The sequence below is a fragment of the Epilithonimonas sp. JDS genome (assembly GCF_021261315.1).
Classification (GTDB): domain Bacteria; phylum Bacteroidota; class Bacteroidia; order Flavobacteriales; family Weeksellaceae; genus Epilithonimonas.
In genome coordinates, this window is the sequence record NZ_JAJSAX010000009.1 from 43,398 (window position 1) to 68,035 (window position 24,638).

General features: G+C 37.0%; 26 protein-coding genes. 15 read left to right on the forward strand and 11 right to left on the reverse strand.

The window, feature by feature from the left end; all coding sequences use genetic code 11:
* Window positions 1-21 precede the first annotated feature (21 nt).
* The 3 genes from smpB to LUD75_RS17665 all read left to right on the forward strand — a co-directional run bounded on the left by smpB (window position 22) and on the right by LUD75_RS17665 (window position 2,883).
* Entirely contained in the window at window positions 22-480 is a 459-nt protein-coding gene (gene smpB, locus LUD75_RS17655; protein ID WP_232707128.1) for an SsrA-binding protein SmpB, read from the forward strand.
* Window positions 481-547: 67 nt separating this feature from the next.
* Complete coding sequence (locus LUD75_RS17660) at window positions 548-2,038, forward strand: OmpA family protein (RefSeq protein ID WP_232707129.1); 1,491 nt, start codon at window positions 548-550, stop codon at window positions 2,036-2,038.
* A 104-nt stretch (window positions 2,039-2,142) separates the two neighbouring features.
* Complete coding sequence (locus LUD75_RS17665; protein ID WP_232707130.1) at window positions 2,143-2,883, forward strand: YebC/PmpR family DNA-binding transcriptional regulator; 741 nt, start codon at window positions 2,143-2,145, stop codon at window positions 2,881-2,883.
* 73 nt (window positions 2,884-2,956) lie between these two features.
* Here the strand turns inward: LUD75_RS17665 and rpmA are convergent, their stop codons facing one another.
* Together rpmA and rplU are read right to left on the reverse strand one after the other, a co-directional pair.
* On the reverse strand, window positions 2,957-3,214 hold the full coding sequence (gene rpmA / locus LUD75_RS17670) for a 50S ribosomal protein L27 (RefSeq protein ID WP_028121647.1): 258 nt from the start codon (window positions 3,212-3,214) through the stop codon (window positions 2,957-2,959).
* Between the two features lie 25 nt (window positions 3,215-3,239).
* Window positions 3,240-3,635, reverse strand: a complete 396-nt coding sequence (gene rplU / locus LUD75_RS17675) for a 50S ribosomal protein L21 (protein ID WP_232707131.1) — start codon at window positions 3,633-3,635, stop codon at window positions 3,240-3,242.
* 394 nt (window positions 3,636-4,029) lie between these two features.
* Between rplU and LUD75_RS17680 the strand changes: the two genes are divergently transcribed.
* Together LUD75_RS17680 and LUD75_RS17685 are read left to right on the forward strand one after the other, a co-directional pair.
* Window positions 4,030-5,532, forward strand: coding sequence for a GH3 auxin-responsive promoter family protein (locus LUD75_RS17680; protein WP_232707132.1), 1,503 nt, complete (start codon window positions 4,030-4,032; stop codon window positions 5,530-5,532).
* Window positions 5,529-5,891 (forward strand): hypothetical protein, encoded by a 363-nt coding sequence (locus LUD75_RS17685; protein ID WP_232707133.1) that lies wholly within the window; start codon window positions 5,529-5,531, stop codon window positions 5,889-5,891. The genes LUD75_RS17680 and LUD75_RS17685 overlap by 4 nt, the downstream gene beginning before the upstream one ends.
* A gap of 179 nt (window positions 5,892-6,070) precedes the next feature.
* Here the strand turns inward: LUD75_RS17685 and LUD75_RS17690 are convergent, their stop codons facing one another.
* Window positions 6,071-6,406, reverse strand: a complete 336-nt coding sequence (locus LUD75_RS17690; RefSeq protein ID WP_232707134.1) for a multidrug efflux SMR transporter — start codon at window positions 6,404-6,406, stop codon at window positions 6,071-6,073.
* 62 nt (window positions 6,407-6,468) lie between these two features.
* On the opposite strand from LUD75_RS17690, the gene LUD75_RS17695 reads away from it, so the two are divergent.
* Both LUD75_RS17695 and LUD75_RS17700 read left to right on the forward strand, forming a co-directional pair.
* Complete coding sequence (locus LUD75_RS17695) at window positions 6,469-7,704, forward strand: MFS transporter (RefSeq protein ID WP_232707135.1); 1,236 nt, start codon at window positions 6,469-6,471, stop codon at window positions 7,702-7,704.
* 50 nt (window positions 7,705-7,754) lie between these two features.
* A complete protein-coding gene (locus tag LUD75_RS17700; RefSeq protein WP_232707136.1) occupies window positions 7,755-8,321 on the forward strand; it encodes a YdcF family protein in 567 nt (188 codons plus the stop codon).
* A gap of 39 nt (window positions 8,322-8,360) precedes the next feature.
* On the opposite strand, the gene glmM is transcribed toward LUD75_RS17700, so the two are convergent.
* The 7 genes from glmM to LUD75_RS17735 form a co-directional block, all read right to left on the reverse strand.
* Entirely contained in the window at window positions 8,361-9,743 is a 1,383-nt protein-coding gene (glmM, locus tag LUD75_RS17705) for a phosphoglucosamine mutase (RefSeq protein WP_232707137.1), read from the reverse strand.
* A gap of 71 nt (window positions 9,744-9,814) precedes the next feature.
* A complete protein-coding gene (locus LUD75_RS17710) occupies window positions 9,815-10,819 on the reverse strand; it encodes a DUF4421 family protein (RefSeq protein ID WP_232707138.1) in 1,005 nt (334 codons plus the stop codon).
* A 42-nt stretch (window positions 10,820-10,861) separates the two neighbouring features.
* Window positions 10,862-11,005, reverse strand: coding sequence for a FeoB-associated Cys-rich membrane protein (locus LUD75_RS17715; RefSeq protein WP_232707139.1), 144 nt, complete (start codon window positions 11,003-11,005; stop codon window positions 10,862-10,864).
* A 35-nt stretch (window positions 11,006-11,040) separates the two neighbouring features.
* Window positions 11,041-13,077 (reverse strand): ferrous iron transport protein B, encoded by a 2,037-nt coding sequence (gene feoB / locus LUD75_RS17720; protein WP_232707140.1) that lies wholly within the window; start codon window positions 13,075-13,077, stop codon window positions 11,041-11,043.
* The gene (locus LUD75_RS17725) at window positions 13,077-13,331 is read right to left on the reverse strand and encodes a FeoA family protein (RefSeq protein WP_232707141.1); all 255 of its coding nucleotides are present in this window, start codon (window positions 13,329-13,331) and stop codon (window positions 13,077-13,079) included. The genes feoB and LUD75_RS17725 overlap by 1 nt, the downstream gene beginning before the upstream one ends.
* Window positions 13,332-13,431: 100 nt before the next feature.
* On the reverse strand, window positions 13,432-14,334 hold the full coding sequence (locus tag LUD75_RS17730; protein WP_232707142.1) for a GLPGLI family protein: 903 nt from the start codon (window positions 14,332-14,334) through the stop codon (window positions 13,432-13,434).
* Window positions 14,335-14,398: 64 nt separating this feature from the next.
* Window positions 14,399-15,148 (reverse strand): DUF2520 domain-containing protein, encoded by a 750-nt coding sequence (locus tag LUD75_RS17735; RefSeq protein ID WP_232707143.1) that lies wholly within the window; start codon window positions 15,146-15,148, stop codon window positions 14,399-14,401.
* A gap of 140 nt (window positions 15,149-15,288) precedes the next feature.
* Here LUD75_RS17735 and LUD75_RS17740 point away from each other — a divergent pair, with 140 nt between their 5' ends.
* The 8 genes from LUD75_RS17740 to LUD75_RS17775 all read left to right on the forward strand — a co-directional run bounded on the left by LUD75_RS17740 (window position 15,289) and on the right by LUD75_RS17775 (window position 23,182).
* Window positions 15,289-15,846 (forward strand): RNA polymerase sigma factor, encoded by a 558-nt coding sequence (locus LUD75_RS17740; protein WP_232707144.1) that lies wholly within the window; start codon window positions 15,289-15,291, stop codon window positions 15,844-15,846.
* Between the two features lie 12 nt (window positions 15,847-15,858).
* On the forward strand, window positions 15,859-16,437 hold the full coding sequence (locus tag LUD75_RS17745) for a hypothetical protein (RefSeq protein WP_232707145.1): 579 nt from the start codon (window positions 15,859-15,861) through the stop codon (window positions 16,435-16,437).
* Window positions 16,438-16,453: 16 nt separating this feature from the next.
* Window positions 16,454-17,053 (forward strand): hypothetical protein, encoded by a 600-nt coding sequence (locus LUD75_RS17750; protein ID WP_232707146.1) that lies wholly within the window; start codon window positions 16,454-16,456, stop codon window positions 17,051-17,053.
* Between the two features lie 128 nt (window positions 17,054-17,181).
* Entirely contained in the window at window positions 17,182-19,326 is a 2,145-nt protein-coding gene (locus LUD75_RS17755; RefSeq protein ID WP_232707147.1) for a peptidylprolyl isomerase, read from the forward strand.
* A 117-nt stretch (window positions 19,327-19,443) separates the two neighbouring features.
* Complete coding sequence (locus LUD75_RS17760) at window positions 19,444-20,397, forward strand: MlaD family protein (protein WP_232707148.1); 954 nt, start codon at window positions 19,444-19,446, stop codon at window positions 20,395-20,397.
* A gap of 3 nt (window positions 20,398-20,400) precedes the next feature.
* Window positions 20,401-21,720 carry a 4Fe-4S dicluster domain-containing protein gene (locus LUD75_RS17765; RefSeq protein WP_232707149.1) on the forward strand — a complete coding sequence of 440 codons (1,320 nt, stop codon included), beginning with the start codon at window positions 20,401-20,403 and terminating at the stop codon, window positions 21,718-21,720.
* 84 nt (window positions 21,721-21,804) lie between these two features.
* Window positions 21,805-22,590 (forward strand): (Fe-S)-binding protein, encoded by a 786-nt coding sequence (locus tag LUD75_RS17770; RefSeq protein ID WP_232707150.1) that lies wholly within the window; start codon window positions 21,805-21,807, stop codon window positions 22,588-22,590.
* A 103-nt stretch (window positions 22,591-22,693) separates the two neighbouring features.
* Window positions 22,694-23,182, forward strand: coding sequence for a hypothetical protein (locus tag LUD75_RS17775; RefSeq protein ID WP_232707151.1), 489 nt, complete (start codon window positions 22,694-22,696; stop codon window positions 23,180-23,182).
* A gap of 4 nt (window positions 23,183-23,186) precedes the next feature.
* Here the strand turns inward: LUD75_RS17775 and LUD75_RS17780 are convergent, their stop codons facing one another.
* Window positions 23,187-24,602 (reverse strand): hypothetical protein, encoded by a 1,416-nt coding sequence (locus tag LUD75_RS17780; RefSeq protein WP_232707152.1) that lies wholly within the window; start codon window positions 24,600-24,602, stop codon window positions 23,187-23,189.
* Window positions 24,603-24,638 lie beyond the last annotated feature (36 nt).

Genomic DNA, 24,638 nt, shown 5'->3' on the forward strand with positions numbered 1-24,638 from the left:
TAGTTATAATAATTTAACACTATGAAAATAGAAAAAACTGTTAATATCTTCAACAAAAGAGCCCGCTTCGAATACGAAATTCTGGACGAGTATGAAGCAGGTCTGGTTTTGACGGGTACAGAAATAAAATCCCTTCGATCTTCCAAGGCATCAATCACAGAAAGCTTTTGCCAGTTTATTGATGACGAACTATATGTCATTAATATGATGATTGATGAATATAAATTGGGAACTTTTTACAATCATAAAACAAAAAGGGAACGGAAATTGTTACTGCATAGTTACGAATTGCAAAAACTTAAAAAAAAGTTAAAGGATGTTGGCAATACGATAATACCATTAAAGCTTTATATTAATGATAACGGTAAAGCAAAGCTGCTTATATCATTGGCTAAGGGTAAGAAACTGTTTGATAAAAGAGAAGCTATCAAAGACAGAGAGAATAAGGTAAATATCCAACGGATATTAAAGAAAAGTTAAAAAAACTTTGTTTATAAAGAAAAATTATATTTATTTTGCATTATCAATTATTTAATCATTTAATTCTATGAAAAATCTAAAATTAGGAATTACAGCTTTGGCACTTACTGTTGCCTCTTCTGTTTTTGCGCAAACTACTACTAACCCTTGGGTTATAGGTGTAGGTGCTCATGGAGTGAATCACGTTGCTCAAAGAAACAATTTCAGCAATACGTTCTCATTCAACAATTTTAAAGAAAACTTATTTGGAGTATCTAAGTATTCAATTACACCACCACTTTCTAAGTTGACAGTTGCAAGAAGCCTTGGAAAAGGTTTGGTACTTGACTGGCAGACTACAGTAGGTAATGTTGACAACAAGAGAATCGGGATGGACAAAGAGTTTTTCTTGATGACAGGTCTTGGTGTTCAATTCAAAGCTGCAGGTCTTTTGTGGGACGAAGAGTCTTGGTTTGACCCATACTTGAGAGTTGGTGCTAACTACCTTAGACACGATTATACAGGCGTAACTTTTCCTGTAACAGATACAAAACCAAGAGGTGGAGGTGTTTACACGGCATATGATAAGGATGGTGACTTAACAGGAAAAGCTAATCACTTTACTGTAAGTACAGGTGCTGGTATCAATTTCTGGGTAACTAAAAACTTTGGTTTAGGTGTTCAAGGAGATTATGTAACTACGCCAGTAGACAAATCTAACATTGCTAATTTCTGGCAAGCTTCTGCATCTTTATTATTTAGATTCGGAAACACTGACAGAGATAAAGACGGAATTCCAGACAAAGAAGATGCTTGTCCAGATACTCCAGGTTTACCAGAATTCCAAGGATGTCCTGATACGGATGGAGATGGTATTCCAGATAAAGACGATCAATGTCCAGATGTAGCAGGTCCTAAAGAAAACAACGGTTGTCCTTGGCCAGATACTGACGGAGACGGAGTATTAGACAAAGATGATGCTTGTGTTGATGTTCCTGGTCCAGCTGAAAACAAAGGTTGTCCTTGGCCAGATACAGATGGAGACGGTGTATTAGACAAAGATGATGCTTGTCCTACAGTTCCAGGTCTTGCTCAATACCAAGGTTGTCCTAAACCGGCTTCTGCTTACGCTGAAGAAGCTACAGGTGCTTTAACAAACATCTTGTTTGACTTTAACAAAGCTACTGTAAGAGCAGAATCTGCAGGTAAAATTGAACAAGCTGCTGCTATTCTTAACGGAGCGAAAGATGCTACTTTCCTTGTAACTGGTCACACAGATGCTAAAGGTGCAGAAGCTTATAACTTGAAACTTTCTAGACAAAGAGCTGCTGCTGTAGTTGCTGCGTTGGAAGCAAAAGGAGTTAGTGCAGGTCAATTGAAATCAGTAGGAGTTGGAGAAAGAGACGCTAAAGTTTCTGAGAAAGCTTCTGATGCTGAAAGACAAGCTGATAGAAAAGTTGTAGTAGAGGCTGTGAACGGCGCTGCTTGGGATGCTCTTCAAAAATCAGATCTTCCAGTAGTTGAGAAAAAAACAGTTAAAAAAGCTCCAGCTAAGAAAAGAGCTACTAAGAAAAAATAATTATTAATAATTAATTTTCTAAATATAAATACCTCCAATTTGATTGGAGGTATTTTTTTTGTTTCTATATTTCAGTACTTTTGTATCATAAAATAAAACTTGCAATGGGAAGAGCATTCGAATATAGAAAAGCCTCAAAAATGGCCAGATGGGACAAGATGGCCAAAACGTTTTCAAAAATAGGAAAAGATATAGCCTTGGCGGTTAAAGCCGGCGGAACAGACCCAGAAGTCAATCCAGCACTTAGACGATGCATCCAGAATGCAAAAGGTGCCAATATGCCAAAGGACAATGTCGAGAGAGCAATCAAAAAAGCAAGTGGTGCAGATGCCGAGAACTACGAAGAAGTAACTTATGAAGGTTACGGACAAGGCGGCGTGGCGTTCTTTGTTGAATGTACGACGAATAACACAACAAGAACCGTTGCCAATGTAAGAGCGATTTTCAACAAGTTTGACGGTAATCTTGGGAAGAATGGAGAATTAGCCTTCATCTTCGATAGAAAGGGAATTTTTACTATCGAGAAGGCACAAATCAAAACCGAATGGGACGATTTTGAAATGGAAATGATCGACGGTGGTGCAGAGGAGATCGACCAGGACGAAACAGAAGTTTTGATCACAACCGCATTCGAAGATTTCGGGGCAATGTCTCACAAGCTTGACGACTTAAAAATCGAAGTTAAAAGTGCGGAACTACAAAGAATCCCGAACAACACAAAAGAAATGACGGATGACCAGTTCAAAGCCAATATGAAGATGCTGGAACGTTTCGAAGAAGATGATGACGTCCAGAATGTTTTCCACAATATGGAATTCACAGAAGCGCAATTAGAAACGCTTTAATAGAACAATTACCAAATAAAAAATCCTGAAACATAAGTCTCAGGATTTTTTATTTTTATAAAACGCTTTTTAATTATGCGTTTGGTTCAATAGATACAAATGATCTGTTGTTAGCTTTCTTTCTGAAAACAACTTTACCATCCACAAGAGCGTGCAAAGTGTGATCTTTACCCATCCCAACATTTTCACCTGGGTGATGCTGAGTGCCTCTTTGTCTGATGATGATGTTACCAGCAATAGCGTCTTGTCCTCCGAAAATCTTCACACCCAATCTTTTGGAATGAGATTCTCTACCGTTTTTGGAACTACCAACTCCTTTCTTATGTGCCATTTTATTTAAACTTTGTGGTTAAAAATTATTCAGCAGATTCGCTGGTTTCTGTTACTTCAGCTTTAGCCGCTTTCTTAGGTGCCGCTTTTTTAGCTTCTTTTTTCTCAGCACCAAATCCAGTAATACCAGTTACAAGGATCTGAGTAAGAGATTGTCTGTGGCCATTTTTCTTAGCATAACCTTTTCTTCTCTTCTTTTTGAAGATGATTACTTTGTCAGCCTGAACGTGGTCAAGAATTTCTACATCTACGGTGATACCGTTTACAGCCGGGGCACCTACAGTGATTGCGCCGTTTACAGTAAGAAGAACTTTATCAAAAGAAACTTTCGCTCCTTTGTCTCCTTTCAAACGGTTCACAAACAACTTTTGGTTTTGCTCAACTTTGTATTGAAGCCCTGCTATTTCTACAATTGCAAACATTGTTTATAAATTTTATATTATTCGAGGTGCAAAAGTACACTATTTCTTTCTAAAACACAAACACTTATCACAAACTTTTCAATAATAATTATTTGGGCAGCTTTGTCCGCCTTCCGTTCCCGCTTTTTTGTCATTGCGATCGACGTGAGTCAGTAAGTTGAACTTTTCTACAATCGCAATGACAAAAAGAGCTCCACTCAAGTCGGGCTGCAGATTCTACATCAAAACATGCTTATTACTAAAAAAGAAGTTTGTCATTCCGTAGGAAACCTAGCACACTGGTTCGACGAAGTCAATCTAAACTGCTGAGATTCCTGCGGAATGACAAAGATTGTATATATATAATTATACATAAAGAATTGTTCATAAATTTGACAACCGAAAATTCGTAATGATGCTGGATTTTATCAAGAAAAATATCGCGCTCATCTGGGCCAAAAAACATATCGCCAAAACAAAAGTTTTCAAAACCAATGCAGTTCAGAATCAGCAGGAACTCTTGCTTTCATTAGTTAAGATGGCTGAGAAAACTTTGTTCGGAAGAGAACATCAATTCGAAGCGATAAAGACTATTAAAGATTTCCGAAATAACGTTCCGATTGCAGATTACGAAGATTTGAAACCATATATCGAGAAAATAAAAAAAGGACAATCAAAAATCTTGTGGCCAGACTTGCCGGAATATTTTGCGAAAACCTCGGGAACAACTTCCGGCGCCAAATATATTCCGATTTCGAAAGAAGCAATGCCGTTTCAAATTGCAGCGGCTCAAAGTGCTTTATTTCATTATATAGAAAAGAAAAACAATGCAGATTTCGTTGGTGGAAAAATGATTTTCCTACAAGGTTCTCCAGAATTGCAAGAAATCAACGGCATCAAAAACGGAAGATTGTCCGGAATCGTGGCACATCACATTCCGAATTATCTTCAGAAAAACAGATTGCCAAGCTGGGAAACCAACTGCATCGAAGACTGGGAAACAAAAATCGATAAAATCGTAGAGGAAACCGAGAAAGAAAATATGACGCTGATTTCCGGAATTCCGCCTTGGTTGATTATGTATTTCGAAAAACTGATTGACCGACACGGAAAGAAAATCACAGAGATTTTTCCAAATCTTCAATTAATCATAACTGGTGGCGTGAATTACGAACCTTACAGAGATAAGATGAACGAATTGCTGGGAAAACCCGTCGATATTGTTCAGACTTTTCCGGCATCGGAAGGTTTCTTTGCATTTCAGGATGATTATACAAAAGAAGGTTTGTTGCTGTTAACGAATCACGGGATTTTTTATGAGTTTGTTCCTCTGGAAGAATATGGAAAACCAAATTCAAAGAGATTAACTTTGAAAGATGTGGAACTCAATAAAGATTATGCCTTGATTTTGACGACCAATTCCGGACTTTGGGCATATTCTATCGGCGATGTGGTAAGATTCATCGATAAAAATCCGCACCGAATTTTGGTTTCCGGAAGAACGAAACATTTCACATCCGCTTTTGGCGAACACGTGATTGCGTTTGAAGTCGAGGAAGCGTTGAAAGCAACTGTTGAAAAATTCCCAGCTCAGATTACAGAATTCCATCTTGCTCCGCAAGTGAATCCAGCAGAAGGTTTGCCTTACCACGAATGGTTCATCGAGTTCGAAAAAGAACCGGAAAATTTTGAAGCGTTTAAATCTGAATTGGATTTGCAACTCAGAAAACGAAATACGTATTATGATGATTTGATTTCAGGGAATATTCTGCAACCTTTGGTTATCACGAAATTGAAGAAAAATGCCTTTCAGGATTATGCCAAGTCGGAAGGAAAATTGGGAGGACAAAACAAAATTCCAAGGCTTGCAAATGATAGAAAAATTGCTTTATATTTGGAAAAACTAAATTTACAATGAGAACTTTTTCTTTTCTGATTGCTTTGCTAATTCTTTTGCAATCTTGTACCACAACCATCTACAGAAACAATCTGAACAAGAATGATTTTTCCGCAGTTCAGACAGGAAAAAAATATACTTTCTACGAAAACGGTAAACCTAAATATAAAGCAAAGGTTTCTACTGTAGAAGAAAATAAAATTGTAGGAATCGCTAATAACCAAGAAGTGACTATTACGAAGAATGACATCAGAGTTATCAAAAAGAATAACCCTGGCGGAACTACGGCTATCGTGGTTGGTTCTGTAGCTGGGATGACGGCTTTTGTTGCTTTAATCGTTTCACTAGTAAACAGTTCTCCCGACTACTATTACTATTAGCAGGCTGATATTAGAAATTGGCAAATCAATTTATTGCCAAATCTTCAGTCAATGTACGACTCCCATAGCCCCGATAGGAACGGCATCCTTTTTTGTTTTTTGTGCAAATTTTAATTTGGATGACTATGTTGTAAAAACAAAAAAGATATAGTGGATAGCGGGAATTAGCTCCAAAAATATTAATGACTGACGGCTTTCAAACCGACGATGGAAGCAATGAGGGTGGAAACGAAAAACAGTCGCCAAAATGTTGCCTGTTCTTTGAAGATCAAAATCCCGACAATTACGCCGCCAACAGCGCCAATTCCTGTCCAGACTGCATAAGCTGTGCCGATCGGCAATCCGTTTGGGCCGGAAATAGCTTTGAACATTAGAAACATACTGATGAAAAGACTGGCGAAAAAACCAATCCACCAATAGATGCTTTCCCTACCCGAGGTCTCCTGTGCTTTCCCGAGACAGGCTGCAAATCCGGTTTCAAAAAATCCTGCGATGATGAGTATAATCCAATTCATTCTGCGAAGATAAAATTTTGAAAATTAATGTGTAATCAATCGTTATCCACTACTTTTGCATAATGATTTCTTTCACACCACTCCGCGTTTTAAAAAATATAGAATTTCGTCATCTTCTTACCGGTAGATTTTTCCTAATCATAGCATTTCGAATGCTGGCAACTTTGCTTGGCTGGTGGGTTTATCAGCTGACACATGATCCTTTTTCTATTGGATTGATCGGACTTTCTGAGGTGATTCCGGCAGTTTCCTGTGCGCTTTACGCTGGCCACGTGATTGATATGAACGAAAAAAAAAGATTGCTTTTGTTGTGCAATTATGCGTATGTGGTTTTGATAAGCCTGCTCCTGATTCCGGCTTTTCTCGGTCATAAAATGCATTTTACAGGTCACGAGATTACATATTTTATTTACGCCGTGATTTTCTTCACAGGCATTTGTCGTTCGTTTCTTGGTCCGTTGGTTCCAAGTATGATTCCGAGAATTGTAAAGCAGGAAAATCTGCCTTATGCGGTCACTTTGAATCAGGCGACGTTTTTGGTGGCATCGGTTTCCGGTCACGCTTTGGGCGGTTTTCTGATTGCTTTGATTACGATAAAATGGACTCTAGTGGTCATTGTGAGTTGTATGGTTTTGTCATCATTATTCTTTTGGACAATCAACAAACAATTTTCTGAAAATAAGAATAAGGATATCAAAATCTTCGAAAGTGTGAAGGAAGGTCTGGCTTATATTTATAAAACGAAGGAAATCTTGGGCGCGCAAACGTTGGATATGTTTGCGGTTCTTTTTGGTGGTGCTGTGGCGATGATTCCGGTTTTTGCAAGTGATATTCTGAAAGTTGGTTCGGAGGGATTTGGTCTGCTGAATGCAGCGTCTGATATTGGTTCGATGCTGATTATCATTACATTGTCGATGGTTCCGCTTCGTAAAAATCAAGGGAAGATATTACTTTTCGTGGCGACTGGATTTGGACTTTGTATTATTGGATTTGGATTATCGAAAATGTATTGGCTGTCGTTTGCATTCTTGGTTCTGAGCGGAATGTTAGACGGAATCAGTGTTGTGATTCGAGGAACGATTGTTCAATTGAAAACGCCTGAGGAAATCCGTGGACGTGTTTTAAGCGTGAATTCGATTTTCATAATGTCGAGTAATGAGCTTGGGCAATTTGAAAGTGGCTTGACGGCGAAACTGATGGGCGTTGTGCGTTCTGTGGTTTTCGGTGGGACGATGACGGTTTTGACGGCTTTGTTTATTGGTGCGACTTCTAAGAAGTTGAGGAAAATGCAGTATTAGATGGCTTTTGGCAAATGGCTGATTGCTTTTGGCTTTAAATTAGATTTTTTATGAAGAGATTTTTCATTTTTATTAAATCGATTTTTGTCATTCTAATGATTTGGTTTGTAGCTCATTCGATTTACATTACGATTGATGGATTAAATGATAAAAAGAAAAACGCAGATGTTACAATCGTTCTTGGAAATAAAGTGAATGAAGATGGAACTTTGTCCGAAAGATTGAAAGCCCGTCTTGATAAAAGCATCGAATTATTCAATCAAAAAAGAGTTAAAATAATTATCGTCAGCGGTGGTTTGGGGAAGGAAGGTTTTTGGGAAGGAAAGAGAATGAAGGAATATTTGATTGAAAATAAAATTCCGACCGAGAAAATATTAGTTGATAATTTCGGAAATGACACGGAGAAAACGGTTGAGAATTCGATGAGAATGATGGATAGTTTGGATTTCAAAAGTGCGATTTCGGTTTCTCAATATTTTCATCAGACCAGAACTAAGAAATTATTCCGTAAACAAGGTTTTGAGAATATTGAAAGTGCAAGTCCGGATTATTTTGAGTTGAGGGATTTCTACTCCATTTTTCGCGAGTTTGTAGCTTATTATAAAGAAGCGATTTAATAGATATAAAAAAGGAAGCAGATTTTGCTTCCTTTAATGTTATATCAAACTTCTAATCTTCGCAATCATATCATCGCCCAATTTGTCTGCTTCTTCCTGAGAAAACGCCTCAGTGTAAATTCTGATAATTGGTTCAGTATTAGATTTTCTTAGGTGAACCCAGTTTTCAGGGAAATCGATTTTTACACCGTCAACGGTTGAGATTTCTTCGTTCTTATATTCTTCCTGAACTTTGATTAATAAAGCATCAACGTCGATATCTGGTGTCAATTCTATTTTCTTTTTACCCATAAAATAACTTGGGTAAGTTGCTCTCAATTCAGAAACGGTTTTGTTTTCTTTCGCTAAATGAGTCAAAAATAAAGCAACGCCAACCAAAGAATCTCTTCCGTAATGAAGCTCAGGATAGATAATTCCACCGTTTCCTTCTCCACCGATTACCGCATTTTTTTCTTTCATTAAGGTTACCACATTCACTTCTCCAACAGCACTTGCAAAATATTCTGAATCAAGTCCTTTCGCCACATCTCTCAACGCACGGCTGGAAGAAAGATTGGAAATTGCCACACCTTTTTTATCTTTCAAAAGATAATCTGCAACGGCAACCAAAGTGTATTCTTCGCCAAACATTTCGCCTTTATCGTCCACCAAAGCCAGTCTGTCAACGTCTGGGTCAACCACGATTCCCATATCCGCTTTTTCCTTGAGGACCAATTCGCAGATGTCGCCAAGATGCTCTTTCAAAGGTTCTGGATTGTGGGGGAATTGTCCGTTTGGTTCGCAATAAAGCTTGATAACTTCAACGCCCAATTGCTCCAAAAGTGGTGGAATAGAAATCCCGCCGGTTGAATTTACAGCATCAAGTACAACTTTGAATTTTTTAGCTTTTATCGCCTCAACATCAACTGTTGGCAAGTCTAAAATTTGTTTGATGTGAATATCGAAAGCGTCGTCTCTGGTTTCATATTTCCCCAAATCATCCACTTCCGCATAATTGAAATCTTCGTTTTCTGCCAAAGCCAAAACTTCTGCACCATTTTCACCACTGATGAATTCGCCTTTGTCATTAAGCAATTTCAAAGCGTTCCATTGTTTTGGATTGTGAGAAGCGGTGAGGATAATTCCGCCGTCAGCTTTCAATTCGGGAACCATAATTTCAACAGTTGGCGTTGTGGAAAGACCCAAATCCACCACATTGATTCCCAGACCTTGCAAAGTTGAAGCAACAAGAGAAGAAACCATTTGACCGGAAATTCTAGCGTCACGACCGATGACAAGCGTTAAATCTTTTTTATTTTTATTGTTCTGAAGCCAGGTTCCGAAGGCAGACGCAAATTTCACCACGTCAAGTGGCGTCAGGTTATCGTTTACTTTTCCGCCAATAGTTCCTCGGATTCCGGAGATTGATTTTATTAATGACATTTTTGAATTTTAAGGTTTTTTTCTGAGTGCAAATGTATTAAAAAGAAGTGATTATGGTTTTCAAATTCGCATCAAAGTGCAGGAATTTTCTCCTGAATCTTTTCATAAACTCTTTTTACTTTTGAAGGCGCATTTAATCTGTAACCGATGAAAAAAAGCACAAAGAAATCATTTTGTACGACGTTGGAGTCATTGTCTGTATAATGATTTCCGGAATAATTGAACTTAGAACCGAAAAAAAACTTTTCAGAATTGTAACCCAGATGCAATCCCGCACCAAAGTTCTGAGTGAAATAATTGTCCTTTTCTCTTTCGCTCAGACTTACATCGTTTTTATAACTGCTCCACTTTTTTCCCAAACCTGCGTAGGCAAAAGGTGCAATGTTGATATTTTTGGTAATCACATAATTGTAATGATAAGCGATATCAAAATTCAAATCCAATTGATGTTCTCGGGACTTAACGGAGTTTTGATTGTCTGAAAAAATCAAATATTTGTAATTAAGAGACGGCACAAAACTTCCGCTGCTTTTCGGCTGCCATTCCTTTTGATAGTAAATTCCTTTCAGAGAAAATTCTTTATTAATAATATAAGAAGTGGAACCTCCAAAGCTTTGAATCCTGAGATTCGGAAACTGCAAATATTGGTCTCTGTCTTTTTGCCAATCGCTCACAAAATCTCTGGTGTTGCTGATGTAGTAGCCTTTGCTGTTTTTGTAGGAAAGGGTTTGGATAATGTTTTTCGGAAAGAATCTGAAATTGTAACTCGTGAAACTGCTTTTCCCCTTGAAATTATTATCATTATTTCCGGGTAAAAAATCAGGAGCAAAAGAGATACTCGCACTGATGAATTTATAATCCAATCCGAAAGTCGTATTGATTTGGCTGTTGAGAGCGAGCTTTGGTTTGATGCCTAATTCTCTGGAAGAAACCACAAATTCATCAATGTTTGTATCCAGATTCAATCGAAGCATAATCTTGTCGTCGTAGGAAATTACTTGACTATTAATGCTGTCATTTTGTGCAGATATGAAAATGCAGAAAGTGAGGAGAAGAAAAGTTAAATTAAGTTTCAAAAAGCATCTAGTTTTCTAAAGCTAAAATTAAACTTTTTTGAATTAAGAACAGCCACAATCGGGACCGCAGTTTTTGCTGTCTTTCTTCTTGGAAAATGTCTCAGCAAATTTTTTGAAAGTAAAATAAAGTGCTCCCAAAACCAATAATCCGATGATTGCGTATTGTATGATGATTGAGTTTTCCATTTAATTAAATTCTCCCTTTAAGGTTGGGGTTAAAATTATTTCAGAATCTGATAAGCAACAAGTGCCGAAAAGTATGCCAAAAGAGTCATTGCAAAAGTCTGCAGCATTGTCCATTTCAAACTTTGAGTTTCTCTGTAAACAACGGCGATTGTTGAGATACATTGCATTGCAAAAGCATAGAAAAACAAGATTGAAACACCCGTTGCAAAACTGAAAACCTTCTCACCATTTGGATGGACGTCTAGTCTCATTTTTTCTATCAATCGGCCTTCCGGCGCTTCATCATCCAAACTGTAAAGTGTAGATAATGTTCCTACGAAGACTTCTCTCGCTGCAAAACTCGTCAAAATCCCGATTCCCATTTTCCAGTCGTAGCCCAATGGTGCAATCGCAGGTTCTATTCCGCGACCGATTTTTCCCAAGTAAGATTGTTCCAGCTTTACATTGGAAGCAACGGTTTGATTTGCTTTTTGCGCAGGTCCGAAATAGCTTAATGTCCACAAAATAATACTTACAGTAAAAATCACTTTTCCGGCACCGCTGATGAAGTCCCAAACTTTTCCTAAAACCAATTTCAAATCATAGCCGAACAAAGGCATTTTGTAAGTTGGCAAATCCATTACCAGAAAACTTTTGACTTTGGTTTTAATGACATTTTTAAGAATCAGTGAAGAAAGCAAAGACATTCCGAAACCTACAAGATACATTGCCATCAAAGCAATTGCTCTGTATTTGATACCATAAAAATTCTCGTCCGGAATAATCAATCCGATGATGATGCTGTAAACCGGCAATCTCGCAGAACACGTCATAAAAGGCGTTACGAGAATGGTTATTAATCTTTCCTTGATGTTTTCAATATTCCGTGTGGACATAATTGCGGGAATCGCACAAGCTGTTCCCGAAACCAGAGGAACGATGCTTTTTCCATTAAGACCAAAAGGACGTAAAAATCTGTCCATCAAAAAAATAACTCTTGCCATATATCCGGAATCTTCGAGGAGATAAAGGAAATAAAGCAAAATCCCAATCTGCGGTGCAAAGATGACAATTCCGCCAATTCCAGGTACAATTCCGTTTGAAATCAATGAATTAATTGGACCTTCCGGAAGATATTCCGCGGACTCAGTAGACAGCCAACTGAACGCACCTTCAATCCAGTTCATCGGATATTCTGCCAGAAAAAACACACTTTGGAATATCAATAATAAAATCAAAAAGAAAACCAGATAACCCCAAACCGGATGAACCAGAATTCTGTCCAATTTCTCTGTCAATAGCTGTTTTCTCTGAGGGATTTTCTCAGTCGTTTCAGAGATGATTTTGTCAATATTCTGATAACGTCGAACCGTTTCTTGGATTTGCAATCGTTTCGGAACATTGCATTTGGCATCTTCCTGTGTGATTATTTCATTGATCCTTTCAATCTTTCCGAGATAAGTGTCGGCCGCCAAAAGTGTCCAGATTTTGTAAAGATTATGGTCTTTCGTGTTTTCTGCAATTTTGTAAACCAGACTTTTTTGCTCAATAGGGATTTCAAAAGTGCTCTGAGAAGTTTTATTGAATTTATTATTAAAAATAGCTTCTCGAACTTCATCAATGCCCAAATGTTCCTTCGCATTGGTTCTTAGAATATCGACATTCAGTTTTTTAGAAAGCTCATCGGTGTTGATTTTAATGCCACGTTTTTCTGCCTCATCAATTTGATTTACGACCATCAAAATTGGAATTCCCAAATCCTGAATCTGCTGAAACAAAAGCAGACTCCGCTTCATATTTATCGCATCGGCAATGTACAAAACGCCAACATAATTTTCCTGTTCCTGAATCAGATACCTGGAAAATATCGCTTCATCTTCAGAAGTTGGATAGATGCTGTACGAGCCGGGAAGGTCGGTGATTTCGACTTCTTCGTTTTTGTAAGTATAATTTCCGGAAAGACTCGCCACGGTGACGCCAGCATAGTTTCCGGTTTTTTGTTTTCTGTTACAGAGACTATTGAAAAGTGTGGATTTGCCTACATTCGGGTTTCCAACCAATAAAATCTGTTTCTGTTTTTTCTGATTCTGCATTATCCCAAAACTTCAACTTTGATGAATTTTGCTTCCTGTTCCCGCAATGCAACTCTTGTTTTCTCCGATCCGTATTCTATATATAAAGGACCGCCAAATGGTGCCTGGTAAAGAACCTGAAACGAGGTTTCCGGAAGAAGTCCCATCTCCAAGATTTTTGTAGGCATCTGCAGGTCTTCATTATCATAACCTGTGATTTTGCCTAATTGATTTTTAGGAAAGCAGCACAATTTATCGGGATGTTTATTTTGCAAAATTCATCTTTTTAGAAATGCAAATATAACTTGTTTTAAATAAATCTAAATAAGGATATTAATCATAAAAAAACCGGGAAGTCAATTCCCGGTTTTGATCTTATTTTTTCTTTTTGTCTTTTGCAACTGGCAGTTCAATTGGATTATCATTGGCATTGTAAAAATCTTTCAGCATTTTCTCCTGTGTTTTTACCATTTCTCCGATACTGACGTCACTTCCCGGTAGTTTCTGAGCCATCATTTCCGGTTTCAGCATTGGTCGGATTGTAGCAAACGGATCTTTTTTGAAGTCTGCAATTGTACTTTCAAATTTGTCTCTGGACACTTCCATTCGTTTTGAGCCTGAGCCGGGAGATATTTTTTCAATATAGGAAAGTTCTTCAAAATTGTCCACTTTCTTATTTCCTTTTAGTTCCCAAGAATAATTTCCGCCGTCATCTTCGATTTTCACTATTAATCCGGGTAATCCGTAGAATTTGTAAGGTCCGTCCTGGAAAGGAAGATCTGTTGTAAACCAGGCATTCCATTTTCTGCCGCCAAATTCAGTCGTCGCTTTCTGCGTATTGTAGGTTCCGATTTTTACTTTTTCGGATGTGATATTCCAGTTGAATTTTGTTGGATCTACATAACCCAATTTCATCGGTGTCATTCCGTTTTGAAGGCCTTCTTCGAAAATTACTTTCATATCCGGATAGACTTTTTCAACTTTGTAAGCGAATTTTGGCATTCTCATAGATTTTGTCATATCCTTGAAAACGCCGGCTTTTTGCATCGCTTCAAATTCAATTTTAAGAATAGAATCCTGAGCCACCCAAGTGAAATCTCTGTAAAGTGATTTTTCTTTTGTGATGTCAAGCGTGGTCATTACTTTTTCAACTTTCGCAGAATCTTTTTTCGGTTTGAAAGTTAGTTCGTAGAAGAATCTGTTTGAAGAAGTTTGAGCAAATACCATTGCACCAAACATCAAAATTGGAAGAATGAGTAATTTTTTGAGAGATTTCATATTTGATTTTTTTAATTTTTTGTTTCTGAATAATTAGTGCAGGAATTTTTAAAATGTTACACAATTATTGATACATTTTTTTAATCGATTCATTCAACGTTTTATAAATGTCAAGCTGTTCTTTGTTTGTAATCAATTCTTCATGGAGTTTCAAAATTCGCTCGTCGCCCCGCACGGCTGGTCCGGTTTGCGCATGTTTTGGATCGAGATGATGGATTTTTTCAACGGTTTCATTAATTAAAGGAAGAAAATAATTGAAATTCAAATCCTGAGAATCCGAAATTTCCTTTGCTCTTGCAAAAAGATGATTCACGAAATTGCAGGCAAAAACTGCGGTCAGATGGATGTATTTTCGCTTTTCGTAAGTTGAAGTTTCGACATTATCAGAAATAATGGTTGCTAATTCAAACAAGGATTTTTCATCAATTTGATCTTCAGCTTCAATGAAAAACGGGATTTTGGAATAATCCAGATCTTTGGTTTTTGAGAAAGTCTGCAAAGGATAAAAACTTGCTTTTCGGTAATTGCCTTTCAGAATTTCTTTTGGTAATGATCCTGAAGTATGAGCTACGAGCGCATTTTCATTTTTAATTAATTCAGAAACATTTTCTACAGAAGAATCCGAAACGGCGATGATGTAGAGTTCGGCTTCCTCAAGATTTTGATTTGAATAAGGAATATTAAACTCATTCGAAATCTTAGAAAGTTCAGTTTCATTTCTCCCGAAAATCTGATCAACCTTAATGTTATTATAAGTGAAAGCTTTTGCCAAATGATAAGCCACATTTCCGGAGCCGATAATTACTGTTTTCATATAACAAAGATAAGATTTTGATGGTTTGGATTTGATTATAAATCACAAAGGCTCGATTTTAGATTTAGCTTTATCCAAAGAAATTCAAAAAATAATTTAACTTTGGTCTTATTATTTAATCAAAACTACGAAACATCTGAATGAAGCTCAAAGATGAGGAAATTGTAAATCTCTTCGCCAATCCACAAACGGTGGAGAAAGGTTTGCGTGCGATGATGGATGCTTATCAGAGTCGTCTCTATTGGCATATCCGCAGGTTGATCGTGGATCACGACGGTGCTCAGGATGTTTTGCAGGATACATTTATCAAGGCGTATCAGAATATTCATCAGTTCAAAAATGACAGCAAATTGTACACATGGTTGTACAGAATCGCTACCAATGAGGCGTTGCAGGCGCTCAACAAAATGAACCGGATGAAAAAGACAGATGAAGATGCAGAATATCATATGCAGAATCTGGTTGCGGACAATGCCGGACAGGATGCGGAAGAGATTCAGGTTTTTTTGGCAAAAGCAATTCAAATGCTGCCCGAGAAGCAAAAACTTGTCTTCAATATGAGGTATTATGATGATCTGCCTTATGAGGAGATTTCGAAGATACTCGATATGTCCGTCGGAACTTGTAAAACGAATTATCATTACGCCAAGGACAAGGTGGAAAATTATATAAAGGACAATTACTCGCAAGAGTTTTAAAAAAATAAAGTTATGCAAATCGATATAGAAAAATTAAACAGAAAAACGCCTTATCCGGAACCTTCGGAGGATTTTTTCAAACAAATGCAGGCGAATGTCATTGCTAAAACCGTCGGGCAAAATCCGGTGGTTGCGAAAAAAGAAACGAAAGTTTTTGCTCTTGATTTCAAATGGATGGCTGCAGCGGCAGTAATTTTGATTGGTGGAATTACGGCATTTTTTAGTCTTAACAGCAATCCGGAAGTTTCTATGGCTCAGCAAGCGCCAATTGTAGACAGTGTTTATGAAATTGAAAAGTCTGTTGAAAAACCTTCTGTAGATCTGTTGGCAGAAAATGCGATTTCAGAAGAAACTCAAAATGAAATTTCGAAGCCAAAACATCTGAAAACAAATCAGACTCTTGCAGTTTCGAAATCTAAAACAGAGGTTTCTTCCGATAGAAATATGACTGATAGACAGGATTATGCTGTTGCGACAAAAACAGGATCAAAAATGGATGTGGAAAAAGTGCTGGCCGCTTTCACTCCTGATCAGTTGAAAGATATTGACAGAAACAGTGAACAAGACGTGTATCTTGACTTGTATAATTAAATTAAAAATCAATAAAATGAATAAATTCTTATTAATGATTTTGATTGCCGGATTTTCCTCCGCACATACCGCAAAAGGTCAGCAGCGAAATTCCGGAAATACAGCTGGCAGAAATAGTACATCAACACCTTCATTCAGAAGTGGTTCTGCAAACTCCTTGTCTCCTTCGGGAACAATGCAAAGGCAACAATCTATTCCGAGAACCTCCGAATGGCAGTCGATGAATATGAAGGAAAGAAAACAGGCAGTAAGCAATATGTCTGTAAAAGACCGCACTGTTTTTCTTCAAAATATGAAAGAAAATATTGTGATTGATGATCTTGATATTCCAAAAGAAAAACAGGATGAATTCAAAACGATGTATGCAGAATATCAGAGCAATCAGAAGCAGATTAAAGAAAAATTCCACGTTGATAAGAATCTCGACAATCTTTCTGATGATGAAGCTACAAAGCGATTAAACCAAAGTTTTGACGTAGGACAACAGCTTCTGAATAACCGAAGAACCTATGCAGATAAATTCCTGAAAATACTGACACCGCAACAAGTTTTAACGCTTTTCCAAACGGAAGGGAAAATGCGGGACAAGATGCTCGATAAAAAAAATGACAAATAGTTCCAAAACCTCTAATTTTCAGAGGTTTTTTTTATTTTATCTTTCACATTTGCAATTGTCTGTAAATTATTTTCCTATTCTGTTAAAAATATGTATTTTCGCACACTATTATAAATACATACTATAAAATGGCAATTTTAGGCGAAATTAGAAAAAGATCATGGCTTCTGTTAGGCGTAATAGCTTTGGGATTGTTAGCATTTCTTTTCAACGCAGATACCTTTGACAAAATGTTTGCAAAGAATCCAAACGTGTTTGGAAAAGTCAATGGCGAGGATATTACAAGAGACGAGTTCAACGATCAGTTGTTCATCATGCAACAGCAGGCTCAGCAGCAAGGTCAGCCGACGAAAGGTTTGGAAGAGCAGGCTTGGCAGATTCTTGTGCAGTCCAAATTGATCAAACAACAATTTGAAAAAACAGGATTGACTCTTTCAGATGAAACTTTCTGGAGCCAATTGCAGTATGATCCAATCTTCGCTCAGAATCAACAGTATTTTGATGAGAAAGGAAACTTTAAACTAAAAGAGATCAAAGGTGAGATCGAAAAATCTCAGTCTATGAATCCGGAAAATTATACTTTTTGGCTGAAAAATAAAAAAGCAATCGAGTACAGAATGATGGCGAGAATGCTTTTCGGAAACATCACTTCCGGTATCACAACCAGCAAAAAAGAAGCTGAGTTGATGGTAAAATTCCGTGATGAGATGGCAAACATCGATTTTGTAAAAGTTGATTACTTGGAGTTCTCTAAAAAGAATAATGTAAAAGTAACCACTCAGGATCTTGCAGATTACATCAAATTACATCCGACAAGATTCAAAGCTACAGCGAGCAGAAATATTGCTTATGCTTATTTCCCTGCAGCGCCAAGTGCTTCTGATGATGCAGCAACTTTAAACGAAATCAATAAACTTTTCCTTAAAGGAACTGACGCTTCCAACGGTGCAGAAAATTTCCAGAACACTACGAATGATTCTATGTTTGTAGAACTTAATTCTGATGTTCCTTTTATTCCTCAGTATGTAAGCCCAACTCAATTGCCAGCTGAGTTGAAAGATAAGGTTGCAACTGCAGCTATCGGACAGACTTTTGGACCTTACAAAGAACAGTCACTTTACGTAGTTTCGAAATTATTGGATAAAAAAGCTTCTGATTCTACATTGTCAAAACATATCTTAATTGCTTATAAAGGTGCTGAAAGATCTACAGCAACAAGAACTAAAGAAGCAGCAAAGAAAACCGCAGACAGTTTATTGGCAGTGATCAAGGCTGATCCGGCAAAGTTTGCTGAAGGACTAAAATTGTCTGACGAACCAAACGCTGTTGAAAGAAACGGAAGTGTGGGCTGGACAACGCCTACAAGCCAGTTTGCTCCAGGATATTTGAGTTTCTTGGCAAACAATGCAAAAGGTACTACAGGATTGCAGGAAACAGCTTTCGGTTACCATATCATCAATGTTGAAGATAAGAAAAGCGGTGCAATGACTTATAAAATGGCGCACTTAGCTAAAAATATCAAAGCTTCTGACAAAACTGAAAATCAAGTTTTGACTCAGGCTACAAGATTTATTCAGCAGACGCAGGGGAAAAGTTTTAACCAGTTTAAAAACTTAGCTGAGAAAAACAAATACAGATTCGACAATCCTAAAACTGTTGGAAGATTCCAGGGAACACTTCCGGGAATTGGATCAGACAAAGATGGAGACGTGATCGCTTGGGCATTTGATAAGAAAAGAGAAATCGGCGATACAGACATCTTCACAGTAGAAGGAACTGGTGACAGAATCGTGGCTTATGTAGTTGGAAAACAGGATGAAGGTCTTGCCGATCCGGAAACAGTTAGAGATCAAATCGAGCCAATCGTGAAGAATAAAGTTCTTGCTAAGAAAATCCTTGAGAAAATCAACGCTGGAAAATATGCTTCTCTAGATCAGGCTGCAAAAGCACTTGGTACAACTAAAGCAAGCGCTGCAGTTAACGTTTTCAATCCTTCTGTGAATGGAGCCATGGAACCTAAAGTTGCCGGAGCGGCATTCGGTGTTGCAGTTAATAAATTATCCCAACCAATTGAAGGGATGACAGGTATTTATTTGGTTGTTAAAAAATCTGTGACAACTAATAAATTGCCAGGTGATATCAAACAAATCACGGAGTCTATCAATCAGCAGAATTCTCAGCAGTTCACAGGTGCATTCTTGAAGAGTCTTCAGGATAATGCAAAAATCAAAGATTACAGAATTGAAGTTTGGGACAAGAATCCTCAACAATAATTTCAAAATATTTTACAATCAACGAAAGCGGCATAATTGTCGCTTTTGTTGTTTTTTATTTATATCCATTATAATTCCAATATTCATTATATTTGCTAATTAGTAAAATCTACAAACGTGAAGTTAAGTAAAGAATTAAAAACAGGGCTCATCGCCATTTTTGCCATTATAGGTTTCGTTGTACTGTATCAATTTATGAAGGGGAAAAATCTTTTCACGACAGACAATGTTTTCTATGCAAAATATGATAATGTAGAAGGGCTTTCTGTTTCCAATCCGGTTTCTATCAATGGATTGAAAGTCGGTCAGGTCGATGAGATCAAACCAATTACAACAAAGGATGGCAAGCTGCATTTCGTGGTTAAACTTACCATTGACGATACCTTCGAATTTTCCAGAAATTCAACCGTTGAGATCTTTGAACCAGGATTAATGTCCGGAAAAGAAATGAAGATCAATTTGTTCTATGGCGGCGATACTGCAAAAGACGGCGATACTTTGAAAGGAAACTATCAGTTATCAATGCTGAACTCGTTGTCTTCTCAAGTAAAACCGGTGAAAGATCAATTGTCAAATGTCCTTTTGAAACTGGATTCAACGCTTGCAAGCACCAATAAAATTGTTGACGAGCAAAACAGACGAGAAATCAAATTGTTGCTATCAAACCTTAACAGAACCATTGAATCTTTCAAAGGTGCGTCTGACAGAACGAATTCAATTTTGGCCAATAATGAAAAAGGCCTGCACGAAGTTGTCGCCAATGCAAATGCAGCAATGCTGACCGCAAACAAAACGCTGGATAAATTTGGCGGCGTCGCAGAACGTGTAGATATCGATAAATTGAATGGTACAATTGACCAGTTCAACCAAACGGCTGGGAAACTGAATAACGTTATTTCCGGCATACAAAACGGTGAAGGTTCTCTTGGTAAATTGGCGAAAGATGAAGAGCTTTACAACAATCTAACTAAGACTTCGAAGAATCTTAATGAGTTGGTGGAAGACTTCAAAGTCAACCCTAAGAGATACGTGAATTTCTCAGTTTTTGGTAAAAACGCAGACAAAAAGTAATTTATGCAATACATTGATAATGCTATTTTCCTGATTCTTTTAATTGCTGGTTTCGGACTGTTTTTTAAAAGTCTGAAAGAAATCTATCGCAATATCAAATTAGGGAGAGAGATCAACAGAACAGACAGGAAAGCTGAACGCTGGGCAATTATGTCTCGTGTTGCGCTGGGACAGAGCAAAATGGTAAAACGCCCGATTGCGGGAATTTTGCACATTTTTGTTTATGTTGGTTTTGTCATTATCAATATCGAAGTTTTGGAAATTATCATAGATGGAATTTTCGGAACGCACCGCTTCTTACAAGGTATTTTAGGAGCATCTTTCTATGCATTTTTCACATCTACTTTGGAAGTTCTTGCTTTGTTGGTTGTAATTGCAGTCGTGGTATTTTTCATCAGAAGAAATTTCTACGGTGTGAAAAGACTGACGATGAAGGAACTTTTCGGCTGGCCAAAGAACGATGCCAATTGGATTTTGATTATTGAGTTTGCTTTAATGGTGGCTTTTTTCACAATGAATGGCGCAGATTATTATGCTGATGCCAATCGTTTTGGTGGTAATTTTCCAATCTCAAAAAACATTTTTCCATTCTTTCAAAACTTCAGTGTAGAAACACTTCATATCGTAGAGCAATCGGCTTGGTGGTTTCACTTTGTCGGGATTTTGTTCTTTATGAATTACCTTTATTATTCAAAACATCTTCATATTATATTAGCTTTTCCGAATACTTGGTTTTCGAATCTTGAAGAGAAAGGGAAATTCAATAATTTGGATTCTGTTACCAAAGAAATCAAATTGATGATGGATCCAAATGCAGATCCTTACGCCGCTCCGGCAGAAGGCGAGGCAGAAATTCCATCCAAATTTGGCGCAGAAGATATTTTTGATCTTAATCAACATCAATTGATGAGTGCCTATTCCTGTACAGAATGTGGACGTTGTACTTCAGTTTGTCCTGCAAATATCACAGGGAAAAAATTATCTCCAAGATTAATAATGATGAAAACCAGAGACCGTTTGGAAGAGGTTGGAAAAAACATCAACAAGAACGGCGGAAAATTCGTTGATGATGGTAAAAAACTGGTCAACGATTATATTACCAAAGAAGAACTTTGGGCTTGTACCACTTGTAATGCTTGTGTAGAAGCTTGCCCGGTTCTTATTGATCCTCTATCTATAATCTTCGAAATGAGAAGATTTTTGGTAATGGAACAATCCGCAGCGCCACAAGAATTGAATCTGATGATGACCAATGTTGAGAATAATGCAGCACCTTGGCAGTACAATCAGGCTGATCGTTTGAATTGGGCGAAAGATAATTAATGTAACAATGTAATAATCTACCAATGTAGCAATCATTAATCTAATTGTTAAACTGTTACATTGATTAATTGGTAAATTATAAAAATGGATTTCACTATAAAAACAATGGCAGATTACGCTGCTGAAGGCAAATCTCCTGAAGTTCTTTTCTGGGTTGGCTGCGCCGGAAGTTTCGATGACAGAGCCAAAAAAATAACCAAAGCATTCTGCAAAATCCTGAATAAAATTGGAGTAGAATTCGCTGTTCTTGGTCAGGAAGAATCCTGCACAGGCGATCCTGCAAAACGTGCCGGAAACGAATTTGTTTTCCAAATGATGGCTCTGACCAACATTGAAGTTCTGAATGCTTACGAAGTCAAAAAAATTGTGACGGCTTGCCCGCACTGTTTCAACACTTTAAAAAATGAATATCCAAGCTTAGGTGGCAATTATGAAGTCCTTCACCACACACAATTCCTAAAAGACCTGATGAATGAAGGCCGACTGAAAATAGAAGGTGGAAGTTTCAAAGGGAAAAAAATCACGTTCCACGATCCTTGTTATCTCGGAAGAGGGAATGACGAGTACGAAGCGCCAAGAATGCTCCTCGAAAAACTGGATGCAGAACTTGTAGAAATGAAACGCTGCAAAACCAACGGACTGTGTTGTGGAGCTGGCGGCGCGCAAATGTTCAAAGAGCCTGAAAAAGGAAACAAAGACATCAATGTAGAGAGAACAGAAGAAGCGCTCTCGTTTGAACCGAAAATAATTGCGACAGGTTGTCCTTTCTGTAACACTATGATGACCGATGGTGTGAAGCATTTTAACAAAAATACAGAAGTAGAAGTTAAAGATATTGTAGAGCTTTTGGCAGAAGCTGAGGATCTTTAATTTATATATACTTTTAAAAATACAAACCCGGATACATTCTGGGTTTTTCGTTTTTACAGAATTCGATAAAAATCCGTAATTTTATACTTTAAATAATCCTGTTATGAAAATCGAGGAATCAAATATTGTAGAAACAAGCGACTATCGCGTCATTATATATCCAGCTTCAAGACCTTTTACAGCAAAAGAAAGTAAAACAATTGCTGAGAAATTATACGATTTCTTAGGTGATTGGGCTGCTCACGGAAAAGAATTGTCCTCATCTTTTAAGATTGAAAAAAATCAATTCATTATCATTTGTGTAGATGAAGAAAAAGAAGCGGCTTCCGGCTGCAGCATCGATGCTTTGGGCAAAGTGATGAGAGAACTGGACTCACAATTTGATCTTGGATTATTTGACAGAATGAAAGCCAGTTTTATAGAAAACGGTGAAGTCAAAACTTTGAAACTTTCGGATTTCAAAAGTAAAATCAGAAGCGGCGAACTGTCAAAAGACATTGAGGTTTTCGATTTTTCCAAGAACACTTACCTTGATTTCTTGAGTCATTTTATACAGCCTTTCAGCAGAAGTTGGGCATTTTCTATAAAATAAATTTTTAATTTCTACCATATCCTCCGTCAAAATTATATACAAAAAGATAGAAGCCTTTATCCATTTCATAAATTTTATGAATGGGATATTTTTTTAAATTAAGTGCGTTGTAAATGAACTGTTCTGGTTTTGAACGTGCTTCAAAATAATTCCCAGATGTTGAGCAAACTGTTATGACATTTATTTTTCGTCCAATAATGTAATTTCTGTATGCACTGGAGTCATTTTTTTTTCTTGTAAGCAGCATTGTAGCATCATTCAGACCTGCTCCATCATAGCACATTGCGTCTGAGAAATATGCAGTAAACCCCGCGTCGATTATGCTAACCTTATCGCTTAGGTGCAAAATCTTAACTAGCTTTTGGTATGCACCATAATAGCCAACATTTTCTATTTCAATCTGTTTCTTCTGTTGATAAAAATTAAGAGATAATTTTACCATTCTGAGAAAAACGATAAGAAGTAATACGTTTAAAAACAGGGGAACTTTTTTACCGAGAGTTCGGAAGTTTTCAGGATTAAAATCAAAAACTAAATAGAAACACATCAAAGGAAAGTAATACCTTGAAAAGATGCCCGAAGAGTAGCTTTCAACATTATTGGTGTAGTAAAAAATAAGAATATGTAAGGGAACCAGAGACAAAAACTTTTTCCTGCGTGCTAACTCTATTGATATTGGAATAAAGATAAGCAAAAGGCCACAATAAACAGAAATTTTAGAAACGCTGTAATTCGTAAGATGTGATTTGTAAATTAACGGCAGTAACACGTAGTAATCAAAAAAAATGACGTAGTACAGAGCAAAAAGTAATACTGTAAAAATCGATATGAGTGTTTTTTTATAAAAATCTGATGAAAAAAAACGACTATCCAGGTTCCAAAATAGAAGAAAGATTATAAATTCCGGTCTTATTAAAGGCAATAGTAAAGCATAATAATTTAGAGTTTGATCCCAGTTTTTAATAAATAAATACAGGATAAGTGCTGCAAAAACACTTTCTAGACCATGTGCAGAATTCAAATACAGCCAAAAAATAAAGAATAAGGTAATTGAAAAATTAAAGAAATTTAAGAACACGTTGTTTTTCGCAAATCTTAGATGCTGCAACAGTTTGACAATAAGAAAACTGCCCGCTATAAGATTAATCGGAAGAAATATGTGCTCCGATTTTATTCCCAAAAAATTAAAAAAAGCCAAAATCCACATCCAAATAATGCTGGTTTGCCCATTACCTTGGAATGTAGGATCCAAATTATACCAGGGTTTAAAATATTCAGCAAAATTTTTTGCATACTTGAAGGTTATATAAGAATCATCAATAATTATGTTGGAGGAAATAAAAGAAACAAAAATATATAAAATCACAAAAAATGAAATCATAGGTATTTTATAATCACTATTATTAAAAGATATATTCATTTGCTAATTTTATTTTCAAATAGATTCAATAAAATT